Here is a 17,502-nt window from a genome sequence, read left to right as displayed (position 1 = left end):
CCCAAATTGCTGTTGCCCAGCATATAGTGATGGTGGTAGGATATGAGTATGTATTTGATGTAAGATATTGCTATAGTATGTCCATAACAGCATGAAAATATGAGCGAATGACAGCAAGGGGAGAGACCTGACCGAGAACCTCGGGATACAGGCGCCGAAGGAGCAAACTGCGGAGTGAATCTCTCAGGCAAAAGAACTCTTGCTCGACGCAACTCTGGAGAGTGTTTGCGCGGATGCCGCAAGCCACCAAAGGGGACGTCTTTGCGTATGCAAAGTAAACTTTCAGGTGCCAGGACAGAGAACCTTCATTTTACATGAGGTGTTTCTCTGTCCTTTTTTGTATAATTTTTTAGCTGCGCCGTTGAAAAAGGGGAGGAATTTGATGCTGAAAAGAACGCCGTTATTTGACCTGTATAAGGAATATGGAGGAAAAACGATTGATTTCGGAGGCTGGGAGCTTCCTGTTCAATTCTCTTCTATAAAAAACGAACACGAGGCTGTTCGAACTGCAGCCGGGCTCTTTGATGTATCCCATATGGGAGAAATCGAAGTGTCAGGAAGCGACAGTCTGTCTTTTTTGCAAAGGCTGATGACAAATGATGTTTCCGCGTTGACACCAGGCCGTGCGCAATATACAGCGATGTGCTATCCGGATGGCGGAACCGTCGATGATTTGCTTGTCTATCAAAAAGGAGAGAACCGCTATCTGCTAGTCATTAATGCTTCTAATATAGATAAAGACCTGGCTTGGATGAAAGAACATGCGACAGGTGATGTGCAGATTGACAATCAGTCAGATCAAATTGCGCTCCTGGCTGTGCAGGGGCCGAAAGCAGAAGCAATCTTAAAAAAACTGGCAGCTTCAGATGTGTCTGCATTAAAGCCGTTTGCGTTTATTGATGAAGCTGATATCAGCGGCTGCAGAGCACTCATTTCGCGCACCGGCTATACGGGTGAAGACGGATTTGAAATTTACTGCCGTGCTCATGATGCCGTGTATTTGTGGAAGCAAATTATTGATGCGGGTGAGGAATACGGACTGATTCCATGCGGTCTTGGCGCACGTGATACGCTCCGGTTTGAAGCGAAACTCCCGCTTTACGGCCAGGAGCTGACCCAGGATATTACACCGATTGAAGCAGGTATTGGCTTTGCCGTAAAACACAAAAAAGAGTCTGACTTTTTTGGTAAGTCTGTATTGAGTGAACAGAAAGAAAACGGAGCAAAGCGAAAGCTTGTCGGCCTCGAAATGATCGAAAAAGGGATACCGCGGCACGGATATGAAGTATTCCAACATGGCAAGTCCGTCGGAAAGGTCACAACCGGCACGCAGTCACCGACATTAGGGAAAAACGTCGGCCTTGCCCTAGTTGCTGCGGAAGCGAGTGAAATCGGGACTGTTGTAGAGGTGGAGATTCGCAAAAAATTAGTGAAAGCAAAGGTTGTCAAAACACCATTTTATAAACGCTAATATTTTTTCTTGGGGAGAGGAGTCAACACATGAAGCACCGTTATTTGCCCGCAACAGAAAAGGATAAACAGGAAATGCTTGCCGCTATCGGCGTAAGCGGCATCGATGAATTATTTGCTGATATACCGGAAAACGTCAGATATCAAAAAGAGTATCAAATCAAAAAAGCGAAATCAGAAACGGAATTAACAAGAGAACTGGCAAAGCTGGCCTCTAAAAATCGTGATACCGTACAACACGCGTCTTTCTTAGGAGCGGGTGTATATGACCACTATCAGCCTGTTATTGTGGATCATGTCATTTCGCGCTCTGAGTTTTATACGGCGTATACGCCTTATCAGCCGGAAATCTCACAAGGGGAGCTACAGGCCATTTTCGAGTTCCAAACGATGATCTGTGAACTGACAGGAATGGATATCGCCAACTCCTCTATGTATGATGGCGGAACAGCCTTGGCGGAAGCGGCCATGCTTGCTTCCGGCCACACGAAAAAGAAAAAAATCGTTGTGTCAAAAACCGTGCATCCTGAATCGAGAGAAGTGCTGAAAACGTACGCAAAAGGTCAGTATATTGAAGTCGTTGAAGTCCCCGCTAAAGATGGAGTTACTGATATTGATGCTTTGCGCCAAACCGTTTGCGAGGACACGGCTGCAGTGATCGTTCAGTACCCTAATTTTTTTGGCCGGGTTGAGCCATTAAAGGATATTGAGCCTATCGCTCATCAAGGGAAATCCATGTTTATTGTGTCAGCCAATCCGCTTGCGCTAGGTCTTCTCACTCCGCCGGGCAAGTTTCAGGCTGATATCGTCGTCGGTGATGCACAGCCTTTCGGCATTCCTTCCGCATACGGCGGCCCGCACTGCGGCTTTTTTGCAGTCAACAAAAAATTAATGAGAAAAGTGCCGGGCCGTCTCGTCGGACAAACGGAAGACGAAAACGGAAAAAGAGGCTTTGTGCTTACTTTGCAAGCCAGGGAACAGCATATCCGCCGGGATAAAGCGACATCAAATATATGCTCGAACCAAGCTTTAAATGCGCTGGCAGCTTCTGTCGCCATGACAGCTCTCGGGAAAAACGGCGTAAAAGAAATCGCCCGTCAAAATCTCCTAAAAGCCAACTATGCCAAGCAAGAAGCAAAAAAAGCGGGCCTCACCGTCATGTTTGATGGACCGATGTTTAATGAATTTGTCATCAAACTGGATGAACCGGTAAAAGCAGTAAATCGGCGTTTGCTGGCAAAAGGCATCATCGGCGGATATGATCTTGGGCTGACGTATCCGGAGCTGGACTGTCATATGCTGATTGCTGTAACGGAGCTGAGAACAAAAGAAGAAATTGACGCACTTATTCAGGAATTGGGGGATCGCCATGAGTAATCAGGATCAGGCACTTATTTTTGAGCTTTCCAGAGAAGGCCGTATCGGCTACAGTCTGCCGGAGCTCGATGTACCGGAAATCGAATTGGAGAACCTCTTGTCAGACACCTATATTCGCGACGAGGATGCAGAGCTGCCAGAGGTGTCCGAGCTGGATATCATGCGCCATTATACAGCGCTGTCTAAACGTAATCACGGGGTGGATTCAGGCTTTTACCCGCTCGGTTCTTGCACAATGAAATACAATCCGAAAATAAATGAAAAAATCGCGCGAATTCCCGGTTTTGCTGCGATTCATCCTCTTCAGGATGAAGACACGGTTCAAGGCGCTTTAGAGCTTTTATATGATTTAAGCAAGCACCTTGAGGAAATTACGGGAATGGATGAGGTCACGCTTCAGCCCGCTGCTGGGGCGCATGGCGAGTGGACGGGGCTGATGATGATCCGGGCCTATCATGAAGCGCGCGGGGATTTCAAGCGGACGAAGGTCATTGTACCTGATTCCGCGCACGGGACGAACCCTGCTTCAGCTACAGTAGCAGGCTTTGAAACAGTAACGGTGAAATCGAATGAAAAGGGGCTCGTCGATCTGGAGGATTTAAAAAGAGCAGTGGATGAAGAAACGGCGGCTCTTATGCTGACGAATCCGAACACGCTCGGCTTGTTTGAGGAACAGATTACCGAGATGGCGGAAATTGTTCACCAAGCGGGGGGGAAACTGTACTATGACGGCGCTAATTTAAATGCCGTTTTAAGCAAAGCACGACCGGGAGATATGGGTTTTGACGTGGTGCACCTCAACTTGCATAAAACATTCACTGGCCCTCATGGCGGCGGAGGCCCCGGATCAGGCCCTGTCGGCGTAAAAAAAGATCTGATTCCTTATTTGCCAAAACCAGTTTTAATCCAAAAAGAAGGACGCTTTACGTTTGATTATGACCGCCCTCATGCGATCGGCCGCGTGAAGCCGTATTACGGCAACTTCGGCATCAATGTCAGAGCGTATACGTATATCCGCTCTATGGGGCCTGACGGGTTAAAGGCTGTTACTGAGAACGCAGTGTTAAACGCCAACTATATGATGAGAAAGCTTGCGCCTTATTACGATCTTCCGTTTGACCGTCATTGCAAACATGAATTTGTATTGTCAGGGAAGCGCCAGAAAAAGCTGGGAGTGCGTACGCTTGATATAGCAAAACGGCTGCTCGATTTTGGATATCATCCGCCTACGATTTATTTCCCGCTTAATGTTGAAGAATGCATCATGATCGAGCCGACAGAGACGGAATCCAAGGAAACACTGGATGCGTTTATCAACGCTATGATTCAAATCGCAAGGGAAGCGGAGGAGAATCCGGAGCTCGTCCAAGAGGCGCCGCATACGACGATTGTAAAAAGAATGGATGAAACAAAAGCGGCGAGACACCCGGTGCTCAGGTACGAGACGGAAGAGAGATAAAGGAAAACAGCTGTCTATACGACAGCTGTTTTCCTTTATTACTTCGCTTTAATCTTTCCGCCCCATTTTTTAAAGCCGCCCTTTAGGTTGTAAATCTCAGTGCAGCCGTTTTTGCGCAGAGTTTGTGCCGCGCGTCCGCTGCGGACACTGTTTTGGCAGTACAGATAGACAGGCTTGTCCGGACGGATTTCATTTTTTCTCTGTTTCAGCTGGGAAAGCGGGATGTTGCGGGCACCTAAAATATGTCCGCCCTCAAACTCATTCGGTTCACGAACGTCAATGAGCTGCGCTTTTCGGTAACCTGCGCGGAACTCTTCTTCCGTAAGTGTTTTCATAATTCGCTGCTGATAGACATATGAAGCAATCATATAGACGAGAAACGCAGCAAAAATAATTAAGACGATCATATTAGACAATGTGATTCTACTCCTTTAGCATATAAAATCAAAACCCTGCTTCATAAAACAAGGCCATAGAGCCGTTTTCGACAAATACTATTATAGTAAAGCACGGCGCGATTGTCATCCATAATGGAACTAAAATATTTTTCATTTTCCCTGCAGTTTGATAAACTGATTCTATTAAAACGGTAAGGAAGGTCTCAAAATGGAAAAAGAAACTTGGCGGTTTATAGACTCAGGCAATGCAAGTCCTGCATTCAATATGGCGCTTGATGAAGCGCTTTTATATTGGCACAGCGAAAAGAAAATTCCTCCGGTTATCCGTTTTTACGGTTGGAATCCGGCGACTCTTTCTGTAGGCTATTTTCAAAATATTAAAAAGGAAATCAATTTTGAAGCAGTACATAAGTATAATCTCGGATTTGTCAGACGCCCGACCGGCGGGAGAGGTGTTCTGCACGATCAGGAATTGACATACAGCGTGATTGTTTCGGAAGAGCACCCCGAAATGCCGGCGACTGTTACTGAGGCATACCGGGTCATTTCAGAAGGCATACTCCAAGGCTTTAGAAATCTCGGTCTGGACGCTTACTTTGCCATCCCGAGAACTGAAAAAGAAAAAGAAAGCTTAAAAAATCCGCGGTCATCCGTTTGTTTTGACGCGCCTTCGTGGTATGAGCTGGTGGTCGAGGGACGCAAAGTGGCGGGAAGTGCGCAAACGAGACAAAAAGGCGTGATTCTTCAGCATGGCTCCATTCTGCTTGATTTGGATGAGGACAAGCTGTTCGATCTGTTCTTGTATCCGAGTGAAAGAGTCAGAGAGCGGATGCAGCGCAATTTCAAAAATAAAGCGGTTGCCATTAATGAACTCACCGATAAGCGGGTGACGATGGATGAGGCCCGTAAAGCCTTTAAAGAAGGATTTGAAACTGGTCTTAACATTCATTTAGAGCCGTACGAACTAACTCAGGAAGAGCTTGATTTTGTTCATCATTTGGCAGAAACAAAATATGCTTCAGATGAATGGAATTATAAGCGGTAAAAAGGGCTTTTGGCCTGCGGAGCATCCTTGTTTTTTCAAGTTCATTAGTGTAAACTTGTAATGGTTTATAAAGTTAAGGTGCTTTTTGGGAGGGTTTCGATGACAACACCAAGTATGGAAGATTATATTGAACAGATTTATATGCTGATTGAAGAAAAAGGATATGCACGGGTTTCCGATATCGCGGAAGCATTGGCAGTCCATCCCTCCTCTGTAACGAAAATGGTTCAAAAACTAGATAAAGACGAATATTTAATTTATGAAAAATATCGCGGTCTCGTGTTAACGTCTAAAGGGAAAAAAATAGGCAAACGGCTGGTATACAGACATGAATTGCTTGAGCAGTTTTTAAGAATCATTGGTGTTGATGAAGAGAAAATATATAACGATGTCGAAGGAATCGAACATCATTTAAGCTGGAACAGCATTGATCGCATCGGGGATCTTGTTCAATATTTTGAAGAAGATGATGCTCGTAAAAAAGATCTGAAATCAATCCAAAAGAAAACAGAACATCATAATCAGTAAAAAGGCGGTCTCGAAGGAGGCCGTCTTTTTTGATGCGTCGGGCCGCGTGTCATTCGTTGGTCTATTTCTTCGCGTGTTTTCTTAAAATGATAGTAAACGATCGGATGGAGGGGGAGGGAATGAGATGTATATTGACGGTGTGTTTTCCGGCGGAGGAGTAAAAGGCATTGCGCTTGCAGGCGCTTATGAAGCGCTTGAGGAAAAAGGTTTCCGCTTTAAAAGGCTTGCGGGTACAAGCGCGGGCGCAATTATTGCCGCTTTCATTGCGTCAGGTTACACCAGTAAGGAAATCCACGCTTTAATTGAAGAAGTGGATGGAGAGAAATTGCTGGACCAGCGGTACTCATTTCTCCCCTTAAAAATGCTCCAGTGGGTGTCCATCTACTGGCGTCTTGGCTTATACAAAGGCGACACGATAGAAAAATGGATTGCTGACCTGTTAAGAGCGAAAGGCATAAGGGTTTTCGGTGATTTGCAGAAAGGGTCTCTGCGCCTTATCGCTTCTGATCTGACAAACGGCACCATGATTGTTTTGCCGGACGATTTGGTCCGTTACGGGTTAAATCCCGATATGTTTCCGGTTGCCAGGGCGGTGAGAATGAGCTGCAGCATTCCGTATTTCTTTGAACCGATAAAATTAAAAACGGACACAGGCACTGCCACGGTGGTTGACGGAGGCGTGTTAAGTAATTTTCCAATATGGCTGTTTTCAAAGGAAAGAAAACGCCCTGTGATCGGTGTGACGCTTGCGCCGCGTGAAAGGGAGCGCCCGAAAAAAAATATCCGCAACGCTTTCGAACTGTTTGGCGCCCTATTTGAAACGATGAAGGATGCACATGACGCAAGGCATATTGCGTCACGCTATGAACAAAACATCATTTTTCTGCCGGTTGATGACGTAATGGCAACTGATTTTCAATTAACACAACAAAAAAAACTAGCCCTGATAGAGCTAGGTAAAAGACGGACAGAGCTGTTTTTAAAACAATGGACCTATTAAAAAAGCGCTCTGTTTTTCTTTTTATTTTTTTTCCCTTCTATAACAGTCAGCTGAGTCTGGCTTTTTTTCTTGAGAATCATCGGCTTAGGCTTGCTGGCGCTCGGAACGCTTCGCAGGTGGCTCACACGTCCCTTATGTCCGGCGCGATGCTTTGCTTTTTGTTCTTTCATCCGGCGCCGCGACTGTTTCGCCGCTTTTTTGAAGGCTGCTCCTTCGCTGCCCGCATTTCGATTCATTACATATTTCACAATAAAATAAATAATGATACCTGCCACGATGACGGTTACCGCCATTTTTGCCATTTCTCCGGGATTGGTTACCAGCACATAGAGGAAACCGAACGCTCCCAGCGCGATTAATACAGCAATAATAGGTTGTACACGATGATTCATAACTGTCCACCTCCGAAAGTAATAGCAGGGCAACGGATTTTAGATGACGTTGTGAGAAGGCTTCTGATTTTGTTCAGACATTTCTTCGAGTCTGAGAAGCTCGTTAAAGCTTTCGATGGCAACTTGAACCTGGTCATCCTTAGGTTCTTTTGTTGTTAACAGCTGAAGCCAGAGGCCCGGGTATCCAAGAAATTTCAGTCCGGGAATATCACGCACTTTGTTAGTCAGCTGCAGAACTTCAAAGGATATGCCGAGTACGACTGGTATCAGCGCGACACGATCTATAACACGCAGCCAAAGCGGATCTGTCGGAACGAGCAAATAGACAAACATGCCGACAATAATCGTAAATAATATAAAGCTTGATCCGCAGCGGTAATGAAGCCGAGATTGGTTTTGAACATTCTGCACTGTAATTGGCAAATTCTGTTCGTAACAGTTTATGACTTTATGTTCGGCTCCATGATATTGAAACACTCTTTTAATGAGCGGTGTCATGGACAAAAAATAAATATAGCCGAGCAGCAAAATCAACTTAAACAGGCTTTCAACCGCGATTTGCGCTGTGTCCGATGAAAAAATCGGCCTTGTCAGTTCAGCTAAGAAAACAGGAACCAATGTAAATACGAATTTACTGAACAAAAATGATAAGACGCCGATTACCGCGAGGCTGAGATACATAGACAGACCGGAGGATTTTTTTTCTTCCTGCTCAAGTGTCTCGTCTTCCGATGGATCGAGCCCGTAACGTTCGCTTGAAAAATTCAAATGTTTGGTGCCGTTTGCGCTCGCTTCAATAATGGCTGCGATTCCTCGTAAAAACGGTATCTTTTTTACGATGTTCAGTTTCGGATTGTGTTTGCGGGGAAGCTTAAAAAAGTCAATGCTCCCATCCGTTCTTCTGATCGCCGTAACGTAATGATGCTTTCCGCCAAACATAACGCCTTCCACAACTGCCTGCCCGCCGTAAGCGGGCGGAATTTTATGTTTTGACATATTATCAACCTGCCTATTTCTTTAGGATTGCTAACCATTTCCTTTCACTCTATTGTACAGGAAACAGCGCTAAACCTCTAGATTGACAGGCTGAAAAGTTGCCATAGCCTTGCTTTTTCTTCATGCATTATACCCGTTATTTTCAAATTTTACTCGCAGCTGCCAAAAAGTGTGAGCTTTTTTATTGACATTTCATTTTTTGGGCACACTTTAACTGGAGGTGCCATGATGACAAGCGAAAAAAATACAGAACAAAATCAAGAATCGACTGAGAAGCAAGGACCGCCTGTTCCGATGGCCGGCAGGGTGGCGGCAACAGGTTTTTGCGGCGGCGTATTATGGAGTTTTATCGCTTATATTGCGTATTTGTTTCATTTTTCTGAAGTCAGTCCGAATATGATTTTGCAGCCGTTTGTGCTTGGAGAGTGGAAAAAACATGGACTTGGAACCATAATCAGCATCATTTTGATCGGAATGATTTCAATTGGCGCAGCATTTCTATATTTTCTTCTATTGAAACGTTTAAAAACAATGTGGCCGGGTATTTTATACGGCTTGCTGCTTTGGCTACTCGTGTTTTTTGTTTTTAATCCGATTTTTCCTGATGTGCGCGCGGTGACCGAACTGAAACCAGATACAATTATTACAACCATTTGCATTTATTTGCTTTACGGGCTGTTTGTCGGTTATTCCATTTCATTTGAATACAATGAGCTGAATTCGGAAAAGCTGGCACGTGCGCTGGGAACGCATAGAGAATAGTGTATTATCCATTTCCAGTATGGTAAAATGTTCACGAGAAGTGAACATTTTTTACATGAGAGACCCTCGCGAAAAGGAGAGATTCATGTGCCTCATTTTTTGATTTTGAACGGGCCGAATGTCAATCGGCTGGGGAAGCGTGAGCCGGAGGTATTCGGCCGCCGGACACTGACCAATATCGAAACAGACCTTTTTCATTTTGCTGAAGCCTTACATATCCAGCTCACTTTCTTCCAGTCTAACCACGAAGGTGATTTGATAGATGCGATACATGAGGCTGAGGAGCAATACGACGGGATTGTTCTGAACCCTGGTGCCTTGAGCCATTACAGCTATGCGATCAGGGATGCTGTTTCAAGCATTAATCTTCCAGTGATTGAGGTGCATTTATCAAACTTATACGCCAGGGAGGAATTCAGGCATCAGTCGGTCATCGCTCCGGTTGCGAAAGGGCAGATTGTCGGTCTTGGATCTGAAGGCTACAAGCTTGCTCTCCGCTACTTAATAAGCCAGCAAGGGGGAGAATAAAGATGAAGCTAGAGAAATTAAGAAACCTGTTTGGACAGCTGGGGATTGACGGAATGCTGATTACAAGCAGCACAAATGTACGCTATATGACAGGATTTACAGGTTCAGCTGGCCTGGCTGTTATATCAGGTGACAGGGCAGCGTTTATTACGGATTTTCGTTATACAGAGCAGGCGAAGGTTCAGGTAAAGGGCTTTGAGATCATTGAGCATGGCGGCAGCTTGATTCAGACTACAGCCGACACGGTTGAAGCGTTCGGCATCAAGCGTGTCGGCTTTGAGCAGAACAGCATGACATACGGCACATACGCATCATACAGCGCGGTTATCAGTGAGGCTGAATTAGTGCCTGTGGCTGAATCCGTAGAAAAGTTGCGCTTGATTAAGTCTAGTGAAGAGATTAAGATATTAGAGGAAGCTGCGAAGATTGCAGATGATGCCTTCAAACATATCTTGACGTTTATGAAACCCGGCATTTCTGAAATAGCTGTTGCCAATGAGCTGGAGTTTTATATGAGAAGCCAGGGAGCTGATAGCTCTTCTTTTGATATGATTGTCGCCTCGGGCCTTCGGTCAAGCCTTCCGCACGGTGTGGCCAGTGACAAGCTGATTGAAAGCGGAGACCTTGTTACACTTGATTTTGGCGCTTATTATAAAGGATATTGTTCTGATATTACCCGTACGGTCGCTGTCGGTCAGCCCAGTGATCGATTGAAGGAGATTTATCAGGTCGTATTTGATGCTCAGGCACTCGGCGTCGCACATATTAAGCCGGGCATGACAGGAAAAGAGGCTGACGCCCTCACAAGGGATCACATTGCTACAAAAGGCTACGGTGAATATTTCGGCCATTCAACCGGGCACGGGCTCGGTATGGAAGTTCATGAATCGCCGGGATTGTCCGTCAGATCTTCAGCTATCCTTGAACCGGGCATGGTGGTCACAGTGGAGCCGGGCATTTACATACCAGAAACAGGCGGTGTCCGCATAGAAGATGACATCGTGATTACAGAAAACGGCAACCGGACAATCACCCATTCCCCAAAAGAACTTATTATTTTGTGATTGGAATATAGGAGGACATTAAACATGATTTCAGTTAACGATTTCCGTACAGGATTAACAATCGAAGTAGACGGCGGCATTTGGCGCGTCGTTGACTTCCAGCACGTAAAACCTGGTAAAGGCGCGGCGTTTGTCCGCTCTAAACTCCGCAACCTTCGTACGGGCGCGATTCAGGAAAAAACTTTCCGCGCTGGTGAAAAAGTAGCAAAAGCGCAAATCGAAACAAAAACAATGCAATACCTATATGCAAACGGAGATCAGCACGTATTTATGGATACTTCTTCTTATGAGCAGCTTGAACTGGGCGAGGCTCAAATCGAAGAGGAATTAAAATACCTGCTTGAAAACATGTCTGTGCATATCATGATGTACCAAGATGAAACGCTCGGTATCGAACTTCCAAACACAGTTGAGCTGAAAGTTGTTGAGACTGAACCTGGTATTAAAGGTGATACAGCATCAGGTGGTACAAAACCTGCGAAAACTGAAACCGGCCTTGTTGTCAACGTGCCGTTCTTTGTGAATGAAGGCGACACACTTGTTGTCAATACATCAGACGGTTCTTACGTTTCAAGAGCGTAGAAAGAAATAAGAAGTCTGTTCCCGAATGGGAGCAGGCTTTTTTTTTGCCCAAAAACAGAATCTTTCTTTTATACGAAAATGACAAGACTACTTCTGCAAGCTAGAGCATATCATATAAAAAAATGGGAGGTTGGGAGAGTGCTATGAAATTTTTACTTGGAAATATCAATTCTACTGTTTTAACAATGGCCGGATTGCGAGTTTTATCCTCGATGATTGAGCTGACGGCAGCGATTATCATGCTTGTGACAAATGATGTCCGGAAGGCGGTTGTGGTTAACAGCATTCTCGCTATTGTCGGTCCGCTGATATTTATCATTACCATGACTGTCGGAATCTATCAAATTGCCGGGCAGCTGTCGTATGCAAAGCTGATACTGATTTTTACGGGTGTTGTTTTGATTTTAGCGGGTGTTCATAAATAAAGAGAGGCTTGTCATAAAGTCTGCCTCACATCATACATTTTAAAGAAGCCAATCGGTAGAAAGGAGGAGGCTCTGTTGAATGAAATCGCTGAGGTTCTCCCAGAATCCATGAAAAACGCCCTTTCTGAAATACCGGAACATCAATGGCTGGAAATCGAAGAAGTCAGAATTCGGGTCAACCGCCCTGTTGAATTAATTCGAAAAGGACAACCTGTTTTTTTGTCCTATACGGGCACGGCCGAGGATGCCCATCTGATCCTTAGCCGGCTCAGCAACTATAGTATGTATACGCTCGAAGAAGAGCTGAAGAAAGGGTATGTCACGATCAGAGGCGGCCACAGAGTCGGACTGGCAGGCAGAGTCATTACGGAAAACGGAGGTGTGAAAGGCCTCCGTGACATCACATCTTTTAATATACGAATTGCCCGGCAAAAGCTGGGGATTGCGGAGCCGCTGCTTCCATACTTGTATCAAGACAGCTGGCTGAATACGCTGATTATCGGTCCGCCGCAAACCGGCAAAACAACACTTCTCCGGGATCTTGCGAGACTCTCGAGCACCGGCAAAAATCTCATGTTGCCCGTAAAGACAGGAATCGTCGATGAACGGTCAGAAATTGCCGGGTGCCTGCGCGGCATTCCGCAGCACCAATTTGGACAGAGGATTGACGTATTAGACGCCTGTCCAAAGGCTGAGGGTCTGATGATGATGATTCGATCGATGAGCCCTGAGGTGATCATTGTCGATGAAATCGGGCGCGTGGAAGATACAGATGCACTTCTTGAGGCCTTGCATGCCGGTGTTTCAGTAATCGTCTCGGCGCATGGCTGGAGCATATCCGACCTGATGAAGCGGCCTTCATTGAAGCGTTTGTGGGAAGAAAGAGCCTTTGACCGCTATTTGGAATTATCGAGAGCGAAGGGGCCGGGCACAGTAAGCCGGATTTATGACAAAGACGGAAATGTGCTGTCTGGGACGATGAAGAAATGTTGAAGCTGCTGGGCGCTGTATTCATTGTGGTAGCGACAACATGGACAGGTTTTGAGATGGCGAAGATTTATACAGAACGTCCGCGGCAAATCCGCCAGCTGCGTGCGGCGCTCCAATCTCTCGAGGCAGAAATCATGTACGGCCATACACCGCTTCATACCGCTTCACAGCAGATTGCCAAGCAGCTGGCACAGCCTGTTTCGGCTCTTTTTATCACGTTTAGTGATCAGCTGGACAAGGGCAGTGATTCCGCGAAAACGGCGTGGGAGCAAAGCTTAAAGAAAGTGTGGGACAGCATGTCTTTGAAAAAAAGCGAATATGAAGTGCTAAAGCAATTTGGTGAGACGCTCGGGATTCATGATCGAATCTCGCAGCAAAAGCACATCAAGCTGGCGCTGACACACTTGGAAGCCTCTGAAGCGGATGCTGAGCAGGCACAAGCAAAAAATGAAAAGATGATAAAAAGTTTGGGCTTTTTAGCGGGCTTGTTACTCATTCTTCTATTGATGTAAACGTGAGGGGAGCAAAAATAAAATGGGAGTAGACGTGAATGTCATATTTCAAATCGCCGGAGTGGGAATCGTGGTTGCTTTTTTACACACGATTTTGGATCAGATGGGCAAAAAAGAATATGCCCAGTGGGTGACGCTGTTAGGTTTTATCTATATTTTATTTATGGTCGCCACGATCGTAGATGACCTTTTTAAAAAGATAAAAGCTGTGTTTTTATTCCAAGGATAGGGGGGCTTGCAGATTGACATTGTTCAAATTGTAGGTTTAGGGCTGATCGCCACCTTCCTTTCTTTGATTGTAAAAGAACAAAAGCCGACTTTTGCGTTTTTAATCGTCGTGTTTGCCGGCTGTGCCATTTTTCTTTATTTAGTAGATCAAATCTACGACATTATTCGAATGATAGAAAAAATCGCGATTAATGCAAACGTCAACATGGTTTATGTTGAAACCATTTTAAAGATTATCGGAATCGCCTATATTGCTGAATTCGGGGCGCAGCTCACCAAGGATGCCGGTCAAGGGGCCATCGCCTCGAAAATAGAATTGGCGGGGAAAATTTTAATTCTCGTTATGGCTGTGCCTATTTTAACAGTCATTATCGAAACGATTCTCGGACTTATACCTTCTATGTCATAACCGAAAGGAGGCGGTAGATTGAAGCGTTTTCAATGGGCTTTGCTTCTGGCCGTGCTGCTCATAGCAGGCCGTGCAGAAATGGTACAAGCAGCTGGTGACGCCGAACAAACGGAAGACCATGCTGAAACGGCTGAACAATTAGCGGAAAGGACAGCGGACTCGCTTGAAACAGACAAGATCGGTGAATTTTGGAATGACATTATGACAGAGTACGGCGGACTGCTGCCGGAAAGCCAAAAAGGCAGCTTAATGGAGTTTATCAACGGCGATAAATCATTTTCACCGCAAGAATGGCTGAAAGCTCTTTTTTCTTATTTGTTTCATGAAGTGCTTGCCAACGGAAAACTGCTGGGCACATTGATTTTGCTCACGATATTTTGCGTCATCCTGCAGCTTCTGCAAAATGCGTTTCAGCAAAGCACCGTCAGCAAAGTCGCTTACTCAATTGTGTACATGGTGTTGATTATCCTTGCGCTAAACAGTTTTCATGTGGCAATCAATTATGCGACAGAGGCCATTCAGACGATGACCAGCTTTATATTGGCGCTCATTCCGCTCCTCTTGGCGCTTTTGGCTTCCTCGGGCGGAGCTGTATCTGCAGCCTTCTTTCATCCTGTTATCCTCTTTCTGATGAATACAAGCGGTCTCTTGATTCAGAATATTGTTATGCCGCTCATTTTCTTATCAGCGATTCTGAGCATTGTCAGTACAATGACCGAACAATACAAAGTAACGCAGCTGGCCAATCTGCTTAGAAATATCGCCATCGGCGCACTGGCCGTCTTTCTCACCATCTTTCTCGGCGTCATCTCTGTTCAGGGAGCCTCAGCTGCAGTGACAGACGGCATTACGCTCAGGACGGCTAAATTTATAACCGGAAACTTTATTCCTGTGCTTGGCCGGATGTTTACAGACGCGACAGATACAGTGATCAGTGCTTCCTTATTGCTGAAAAATACAGTAGGGATTCTCGGTGTCGCTATTTTGATCTGTATTGCGGCCTTTCCGGCAATCAAAGTGCTTTCCCTCGCTTTTATTTATAAGCTGGCAGCCGCGATTCTTCAGCCGCTTGGAGGCGGGCCCGTCATTACTTGCCTCGATGTCATCAGCAAAAGCGTCATTTATATTTTTGCAGCTCTCGCCATTGTATCTCTCATGTTTTTTTTAAGCCTTACCGTCATAATCACAGCCGGAAACCTCACGATGATGATGAAATAAAGGAGGCTGGCGGATGAGTTTTTTAACTGAATGGCTGACCACCATCGTGTTGTTTATCCTATTTGCAATTGTAATTGATATGCTGCTGCCGAGCTCCAGTATGCAAAAGTACGCAAAAATGGTAGTCAGCCTGCTCTTGATTGTCGTCATGCTCACGCCGATTTTTAAGCTTTTCAATACAGACCCTGCAGTCATCTTTGAGTACCTCACAAAAAACGGGCAGTCGGAGTCTGCCGACATAAAAAATCAAATCAATTCAAAAAAAATAGAAATACAAGCTTCCCAGCGCGCATATATTTTAGAAGAAATGGCTGTCCAACTAAAAAAGAAAGCAGAGGAGAGATTCAGTCATGATGAATACAAAGTAGACAACATCAAACTCACGGCAGGAGAAAAGGTAGATTCAGAAGAGGATATTAAAACAATCAGCGTGTATATGGCCCCGTCTTCTGAAAAAACGGTCCAAACGGTCGCGCCGGTCAACATTGATACAGATCATGCATACGTAACGAAAGAAGCAGCCGAACAAAAAGAAGCCAAACAGATCCAGTCACAGCTTGCGGACATTTGGGAAATCGGAAGTGAGAAAATTACGGTTCATATGGAAGGCGGGGAGAGTGTCGGCAATGAATAAAAACGGATTATGGAATGTATTGAAAAAGCAGTTTCTTCCGGGGCAAACGAAGGACGGTGAAAAGCCGAAGCTGACCAAATATCATTACTTTCTGTTCGTTTTTGTTCTCGGAGTTTCCTTTATGCTTGTCAGCCAGCTGTTTTCTTCACCTGAGAAAACAGAAAACGCCAAAACGATAACGGCAGTACCATCACAAGATACCAAAGACAGCAAAGAGAAAACAGCCGAAGTGTTTAAAGCCTCAAAATCTGATGAACCTAAGCACTCGATCGATGATTATGAAAAAGAATACGAAAATCAGCTGAAAGAAATTCTTGAAACGATCATAGGTGTGGACGATGTCTCTGTTGTCGTGAATGTTGATGCAACGTCGCTGAAAGTATACGAAAAAAACAAATCAAACAAAAATACAACCACTGAAGAAACAGACAAAGAAGGCGGAACAAGAAGCGTTACAGACCAGACGTCAGAAGAAGAAATTGTCATGATCAAAAACGGCGATAAGGAAACGCCCGTCGTCGTCCAAACGAAAAAGCCTGATATACGCGGTGTACTCGTTGTTGCTCAAGGAGTGGACAACGTTCAAATAAAACAAACCATTATTGAAGCGGTGACACGGGTCCTGGATGTACCAAGCCACCGGGTTGCGGTTGCCCCTAAAAAAATAAAGGAGGATTCATAAATGCTTAAAAAACAAACCGTTTGGCTATTAACAATGCTCAGTCTTGTCGTGGTGTTAAGCGTCTACTATATCATGTCGCCGGAAAGTAAAAATGCCGTGCAAATGCAAAGTGAAAAAAGCGCGTCTGACAGCGGAGAGGTTGCAACTGAAAAAGCGCCTGCCAAGCAAGACACGAAGGAAAAAAACGGTACAGAAACTGAAACAGAAACGGAAAAAGAAGATGGAACAAAGGGCACGAAAGATTCATCTGGAGACAAGGAAACATCAGCTGAAGCTAGTGAAAAAGGAACTGTTGTAACAGAAACAGCTGATGATGATCTGTTTACGACGTACCGTCTTGATTTAGAAGATGCCAGAAGCAAAGAAAGAGAAGAGCTGAATGCCATTGTGTCAAGCGATGATGCAACAGCAAAGGAAAAGAGCGAAGCATATGATAAAATGACGGCTCTCAGTGAAGTAGAAGGAACAGAAAAACAGCTGGAAACCCTTATTAAAACACAAGGCTACGAAGACGCGCTCGTCAATGCTGAAGGAGATAAAATCAACATTACTGTCAAATCAGACAAACACTCCAAATCGAAGGCGACAGCCATCATAGACCTTGTGGCAAAAGAAATCAAAACAATGAAAGACGTCGCTGTCACATTTGAGCCATCCAAGTGAAAAAAGAGGAAAAACACGCCCGCTTAAGCAGCGGGCTTTTTGCGTGCCAATCATATTAGAGTTGAATTCAAAAGTCCGCTCCTGTAAGATAAACATAGTATGTACTTTTAGTAGTAACCTATAAAAAAGAAATTTCATAC

22 protein-coding genes and 1 riboswitch are annotated in these 17,502 nt (G+C 45.0%); of the genes, 19 read left to right on the top strand and 3 right to left on the bottom strand.

The annotated features are described in order from the left end of the window. Nucleotides 1–107: 107 nt before the first annotated feature. A riboswitch (glycine riboswitch) is annotated at nucleotides 108–209 on the top strand. Between the two features lie 173 nt (nucleotides 210–382). From gcvT to gcvPB, 3 genes are read left to right on the top strand one after another with little or no spacing between them, the layout of a single operon-like run. After that, nucleotides 383–1,471 (top strand): glycine cleavage system aminomethyltransferase GcvT, encoded by a 1,089-nt coding sequence (gene gcvT / locus BSI_RS15990; RefSeq protein WP_003236933.1) that lies wholly within the window; start codon nucleotides 383–385, stop codon nucleotides 1,469–1,471. A gap of 29 nt (nucleotides 1,472–1,500) precedes the next feature. Next, nucleotides 1,501–2,847 (top strand): aminomethyl-transferring glycine dehydrogenase subunit GcvPA, encoded by a 1,347-nt coding sequence (gcvPA, locus tag BSI_RS15995; RefSeq protein ID WP_003236931.1) that lies wholly within the window; start codon nucleotides 1,501–1,503, stop codon nucleotides 2,845–2,847. Continuing rightward, complete coding sequence (gene gcvPB, locus BSI_RS16000) at nucleotides 2,840–4,306, top strand: aminomethyl-transferring glycine dehydrogenase subunit GcvPB (protein WP_003236929.1); 1,467 nt, start codon at nucleotides 2,840–2,842, stop codon at nucleotides 4,304–4,306. The genes gcvPA and gcvPB overlap by 8 nt, the downstream gene beginning before the upstream one ends. 38 nt (nucleotides 4,307–4,344) lie before the next feature. Here the strand turns inward: gcvPB and BSI_RS16005 are convergent, their stop codons facing one another. Continuing rightward, nucleotides 4,345–4,722 carry a rhodanese-like domain-containing protein gene (locus BSI_RS16005; RefSeq protein ID WP_003236926.1) on the bottom strand — a complete coding sequence of 126 codons (378 nt, stop codon included), beginning with the start codon at nucleotides 4,720–4,722 and terminating at the stop codon, nucleotides 4,345–4,347. A gap of 190 nt (nucleotides 4,723–4,912) precedes the next feature. Between BSI_RS16005 and lipM the strand changes: the two genes are divergently transcribed. The 3 genes from lipM to BSI_RS16020 all read left to right on the top strand — a co-directional run bounded on the left by lipM (nucleotide 4,913) and on the right by BSI_RS16020 (nucleotide 7,277). Next, the gene (gene lipM, locus BSI_RS16010; RefSeq protein ID WP_003236924.1) at nucleotides 4,913–5,749 is read left to right on the top strand and encodes an octanoyltransferase LipM; all 837 of its coding nucleotides are present in this window, start codon (nucleotides 4,913–4,915) and stop codon (nucleotides 5,747–5,749) included. A gap of 99 nt (nucleotides 5,750–5,848) precedes the next feature. Further along, the gene (gene mntR / locus BSI_RS16015; protein WP_003236923.1) at nucleotides 5,849–6,277 is read left to right on the top strand and encodes a transcriptional regulator MntR; all 429 of its coding nucleotides are present in this window, start codon (nucleotides 5,849–5,851) and stop codon (nucleotides 6,275–6,277) included. 124 nt (nucleotides 6,278–6,401) lie between these two features. Then, nucleotides 6,402–7,277: a patatin-like phospholipase family protein gene (locus BSI_RS16020; RefSeq protein ID WP_003236918.1), complete on the top strand. Its 876-nt coding sequence runs from the start codon at nucleotides 6,402–6,404 to the stop codon at nucleotides 7,275–7,277. On the opposite strand, the gene BSI_RS16025 is transcribed toward BSI_RS16020, so the two are convergent. Next, a complete protein-coding gene (locus tag BSI_RS16025) occupies nucleotides 7,274–7,669 on the bottom strand; it encodes an SA1362 family protein (protein WP_003226367.1) in 396 nt (131 codons plus the stop codon). The two genes, BSI_RS16020 and BSI_RS16025, sit on opposite strands and share 4 nt — an antisense overlap. Before the next feature lie 39 nt (nucleotides 7,670–7,708). Continuing rightward, nucleotides 7,709–8,665, bottom strand: coding sequence for a DUF1385 domain-containing protein (locus BSI_RS16030; protein WP_003236915.1), 957 nt, complete (start codon nucleotides 8,663–8,665; stop codon nucleotides 7,709–7,711). A gap of 225 nt (nucleotides 8,666–8,890) precedes the next feature. Between BSI_RS16030 and BSI_RS16035 the strand changes: the two genes are divergently transcribed. The 13 genes from BSI_RS16035 (at nucleotide 8,891) to spoIIIAH (ending at nucleotide 17,362) form a co-directional block, all read left to right on the top strand. Next, on the top strand, nucleotides 8,891–9,427 hold the full coding sequence (locus BSI_RS16035; protein WP_003236914.1) for a YqhR family membrane protein: 537 nt from the start codon (nucleotides 8,891–8,893) through the stop codon (nucleotides 9,425–9,427). Between the two features lie 87 nt (nucleotides 9,428–9,514). Continuing rightward, entirely contained in the window at nucleotides 9,515–9,955 is a 441-nt protein-coding gene (gene aroQ, locus BSI_RS16040) for a type II 3-dehydroquinate dehydratase (protein WP_003236911.1), read from the top strand. Nucleotides 9,956–9,957: 2 nt separating this feature from the next. Further along, nucleotides 9,958–11,019 (top strand): aminopeptidase PapA, encoded by a 1,062-nt coding sequence (gene papA, locus BSI_RS16045; RefSeq protein WP_003236909.1) that lies wholly within the window; start codon nucleotides 9,958–9,960, stop codon nucleotides 11,017–11,019. Between the two features lie 24 nt (nucleotides 11,020–11,043). Next, complete coding sequence (gene efp, locus BSI_RS16050) at nucleotides 11,044–11,601, top strand: elongation factor P (RefSeq protein WP_003236907.1); 558 nt, start codon at nucleotides 11,044–11,046, stop codon at nucleotides 11,599–11,601. 143 nt (nucleotides 11,602–11,744) lie between these two features. After that, a complete protein-coding gene (locus BSI_RS16055) occupies nucleotides 11,745–12,026 on the top strand; it encodes a YqhV family protein (protein ID WP_003226379.1) in 282 nt (93 codons plus the stop codon). Nucleotides 12,027–12,101: 75 nt separating this feature from the next. Next, the gene (gene spoIIIAA, locus BSI_RS16060; RefSeq protein WP_003236905.1) at nucleotides 12,102–13,019 is read left to right on the top strand and encodes a stage III sporulation protein AA; all 918 of its coding nucleotides are present in this window, start codon (nucleotides 12,102–12,104) and stop codon (nucleotides 13,017–13,019) included. Further along, nucleotides 13,013–13,528, top strand: a complete 516-nt coding sequence (spoIIIAB, locus tag BSI_RS16065; RefSeq protein WP_003236904.1) for a stage III sporulation protein SpoIIIAB — start codon at nucleotides 13,013–13,015, stop codon at nucleotides 13,526–13,528. The genes spoIIIAA and spoIIIAB overlap by 7 nt, the downstream gene beginning before the upstream one ends. Nucleotides 13,529–13,550: 22 nt before the next feature. Then, entirely contained in the window at nucleotides 13,551–13,757 is a 207-nt protein-coding gene (gene spoIIIAC / locus BSI_RS16070) for a stage III sporulation protein AC (protein WP_003153142.1), read from the top strand. Between the two features lie 6 nt (nucleotides 13,758–13,763). Further along, nucleotides 13,764–14,165, top strand: a complete 402-nt coding sequence (gene spoIIIAD / locus BSI_RS16075; RefSeq protein ID WP_003230228.1) for a stage III sporulation protein AD — start codon at nucleotides 13,764–13,766, stop codon at nucleotides 14,163–14,165. Nucleotides 14,166–14,183: 18 nt separating this feature from the next. Further along, complete coding sequence (gene spoIIIAE / locus BSI_RS16080; protein WP_003236902.1) at nucleotides 14,184–15,383, top strand: stage III sporulation protein AE; 1,200 nt, start codon at nucleotides 14,184–14,186, stop codon at nucleotides 15,381–15,383. Nucleotides 15,384–15,396: 13 nt separating this feature from the next. Then, a complete protein-coding gene (spoIIIAF, locus tag BSI_RS16085) occupies nucleotides 15,397–16,017 on the top strand; it encodes a stage III sporulation protein AF (protein WP_003236901.1) in 621 nt (206 codons plus the stop codon). Beyond that, nucleotides 16,010–16,699, top strand: coding sequence for a stage III sporulation protein AG (spoIIIAG, locus tag BSI_RS16090; protein ID WP_003236900.1), 690 nt, complete (start codon nucleotides 16,010–16,012; stop codon nucleotides 16,697–16,699). Before spoIIIAF ends, spoIIIAG begins: the two co-directional genes overlap by 8 nt. Further along, entirely contained in the window at nucleotides 16,700–17,362 is a 663-nt protein-coding gene (spoIIIAH, locus tag BSI_RS16095) for a stage III sporulation ratchet engulfment protein SpoIIIAH (protein WP_003236899.1), read from the top strand. Nucleotides 17,363–17,502 lie beyond the last annotated feature (140 nt).

Origin of the sequence: Bacillus inaquosorum KCTC 13429 (assembly GCF_000332645.1) — a bacterium.
GTDB classification, from domain to species: domain Bacteria; phylum Bacillota; class Bacilli; order Bacillales; family Bacillaceae; genus Bacillus; species Bacillus inaquosorum.
This window is presented reverse-complemented; position numbering and strand designations above follow the sequence as displayed.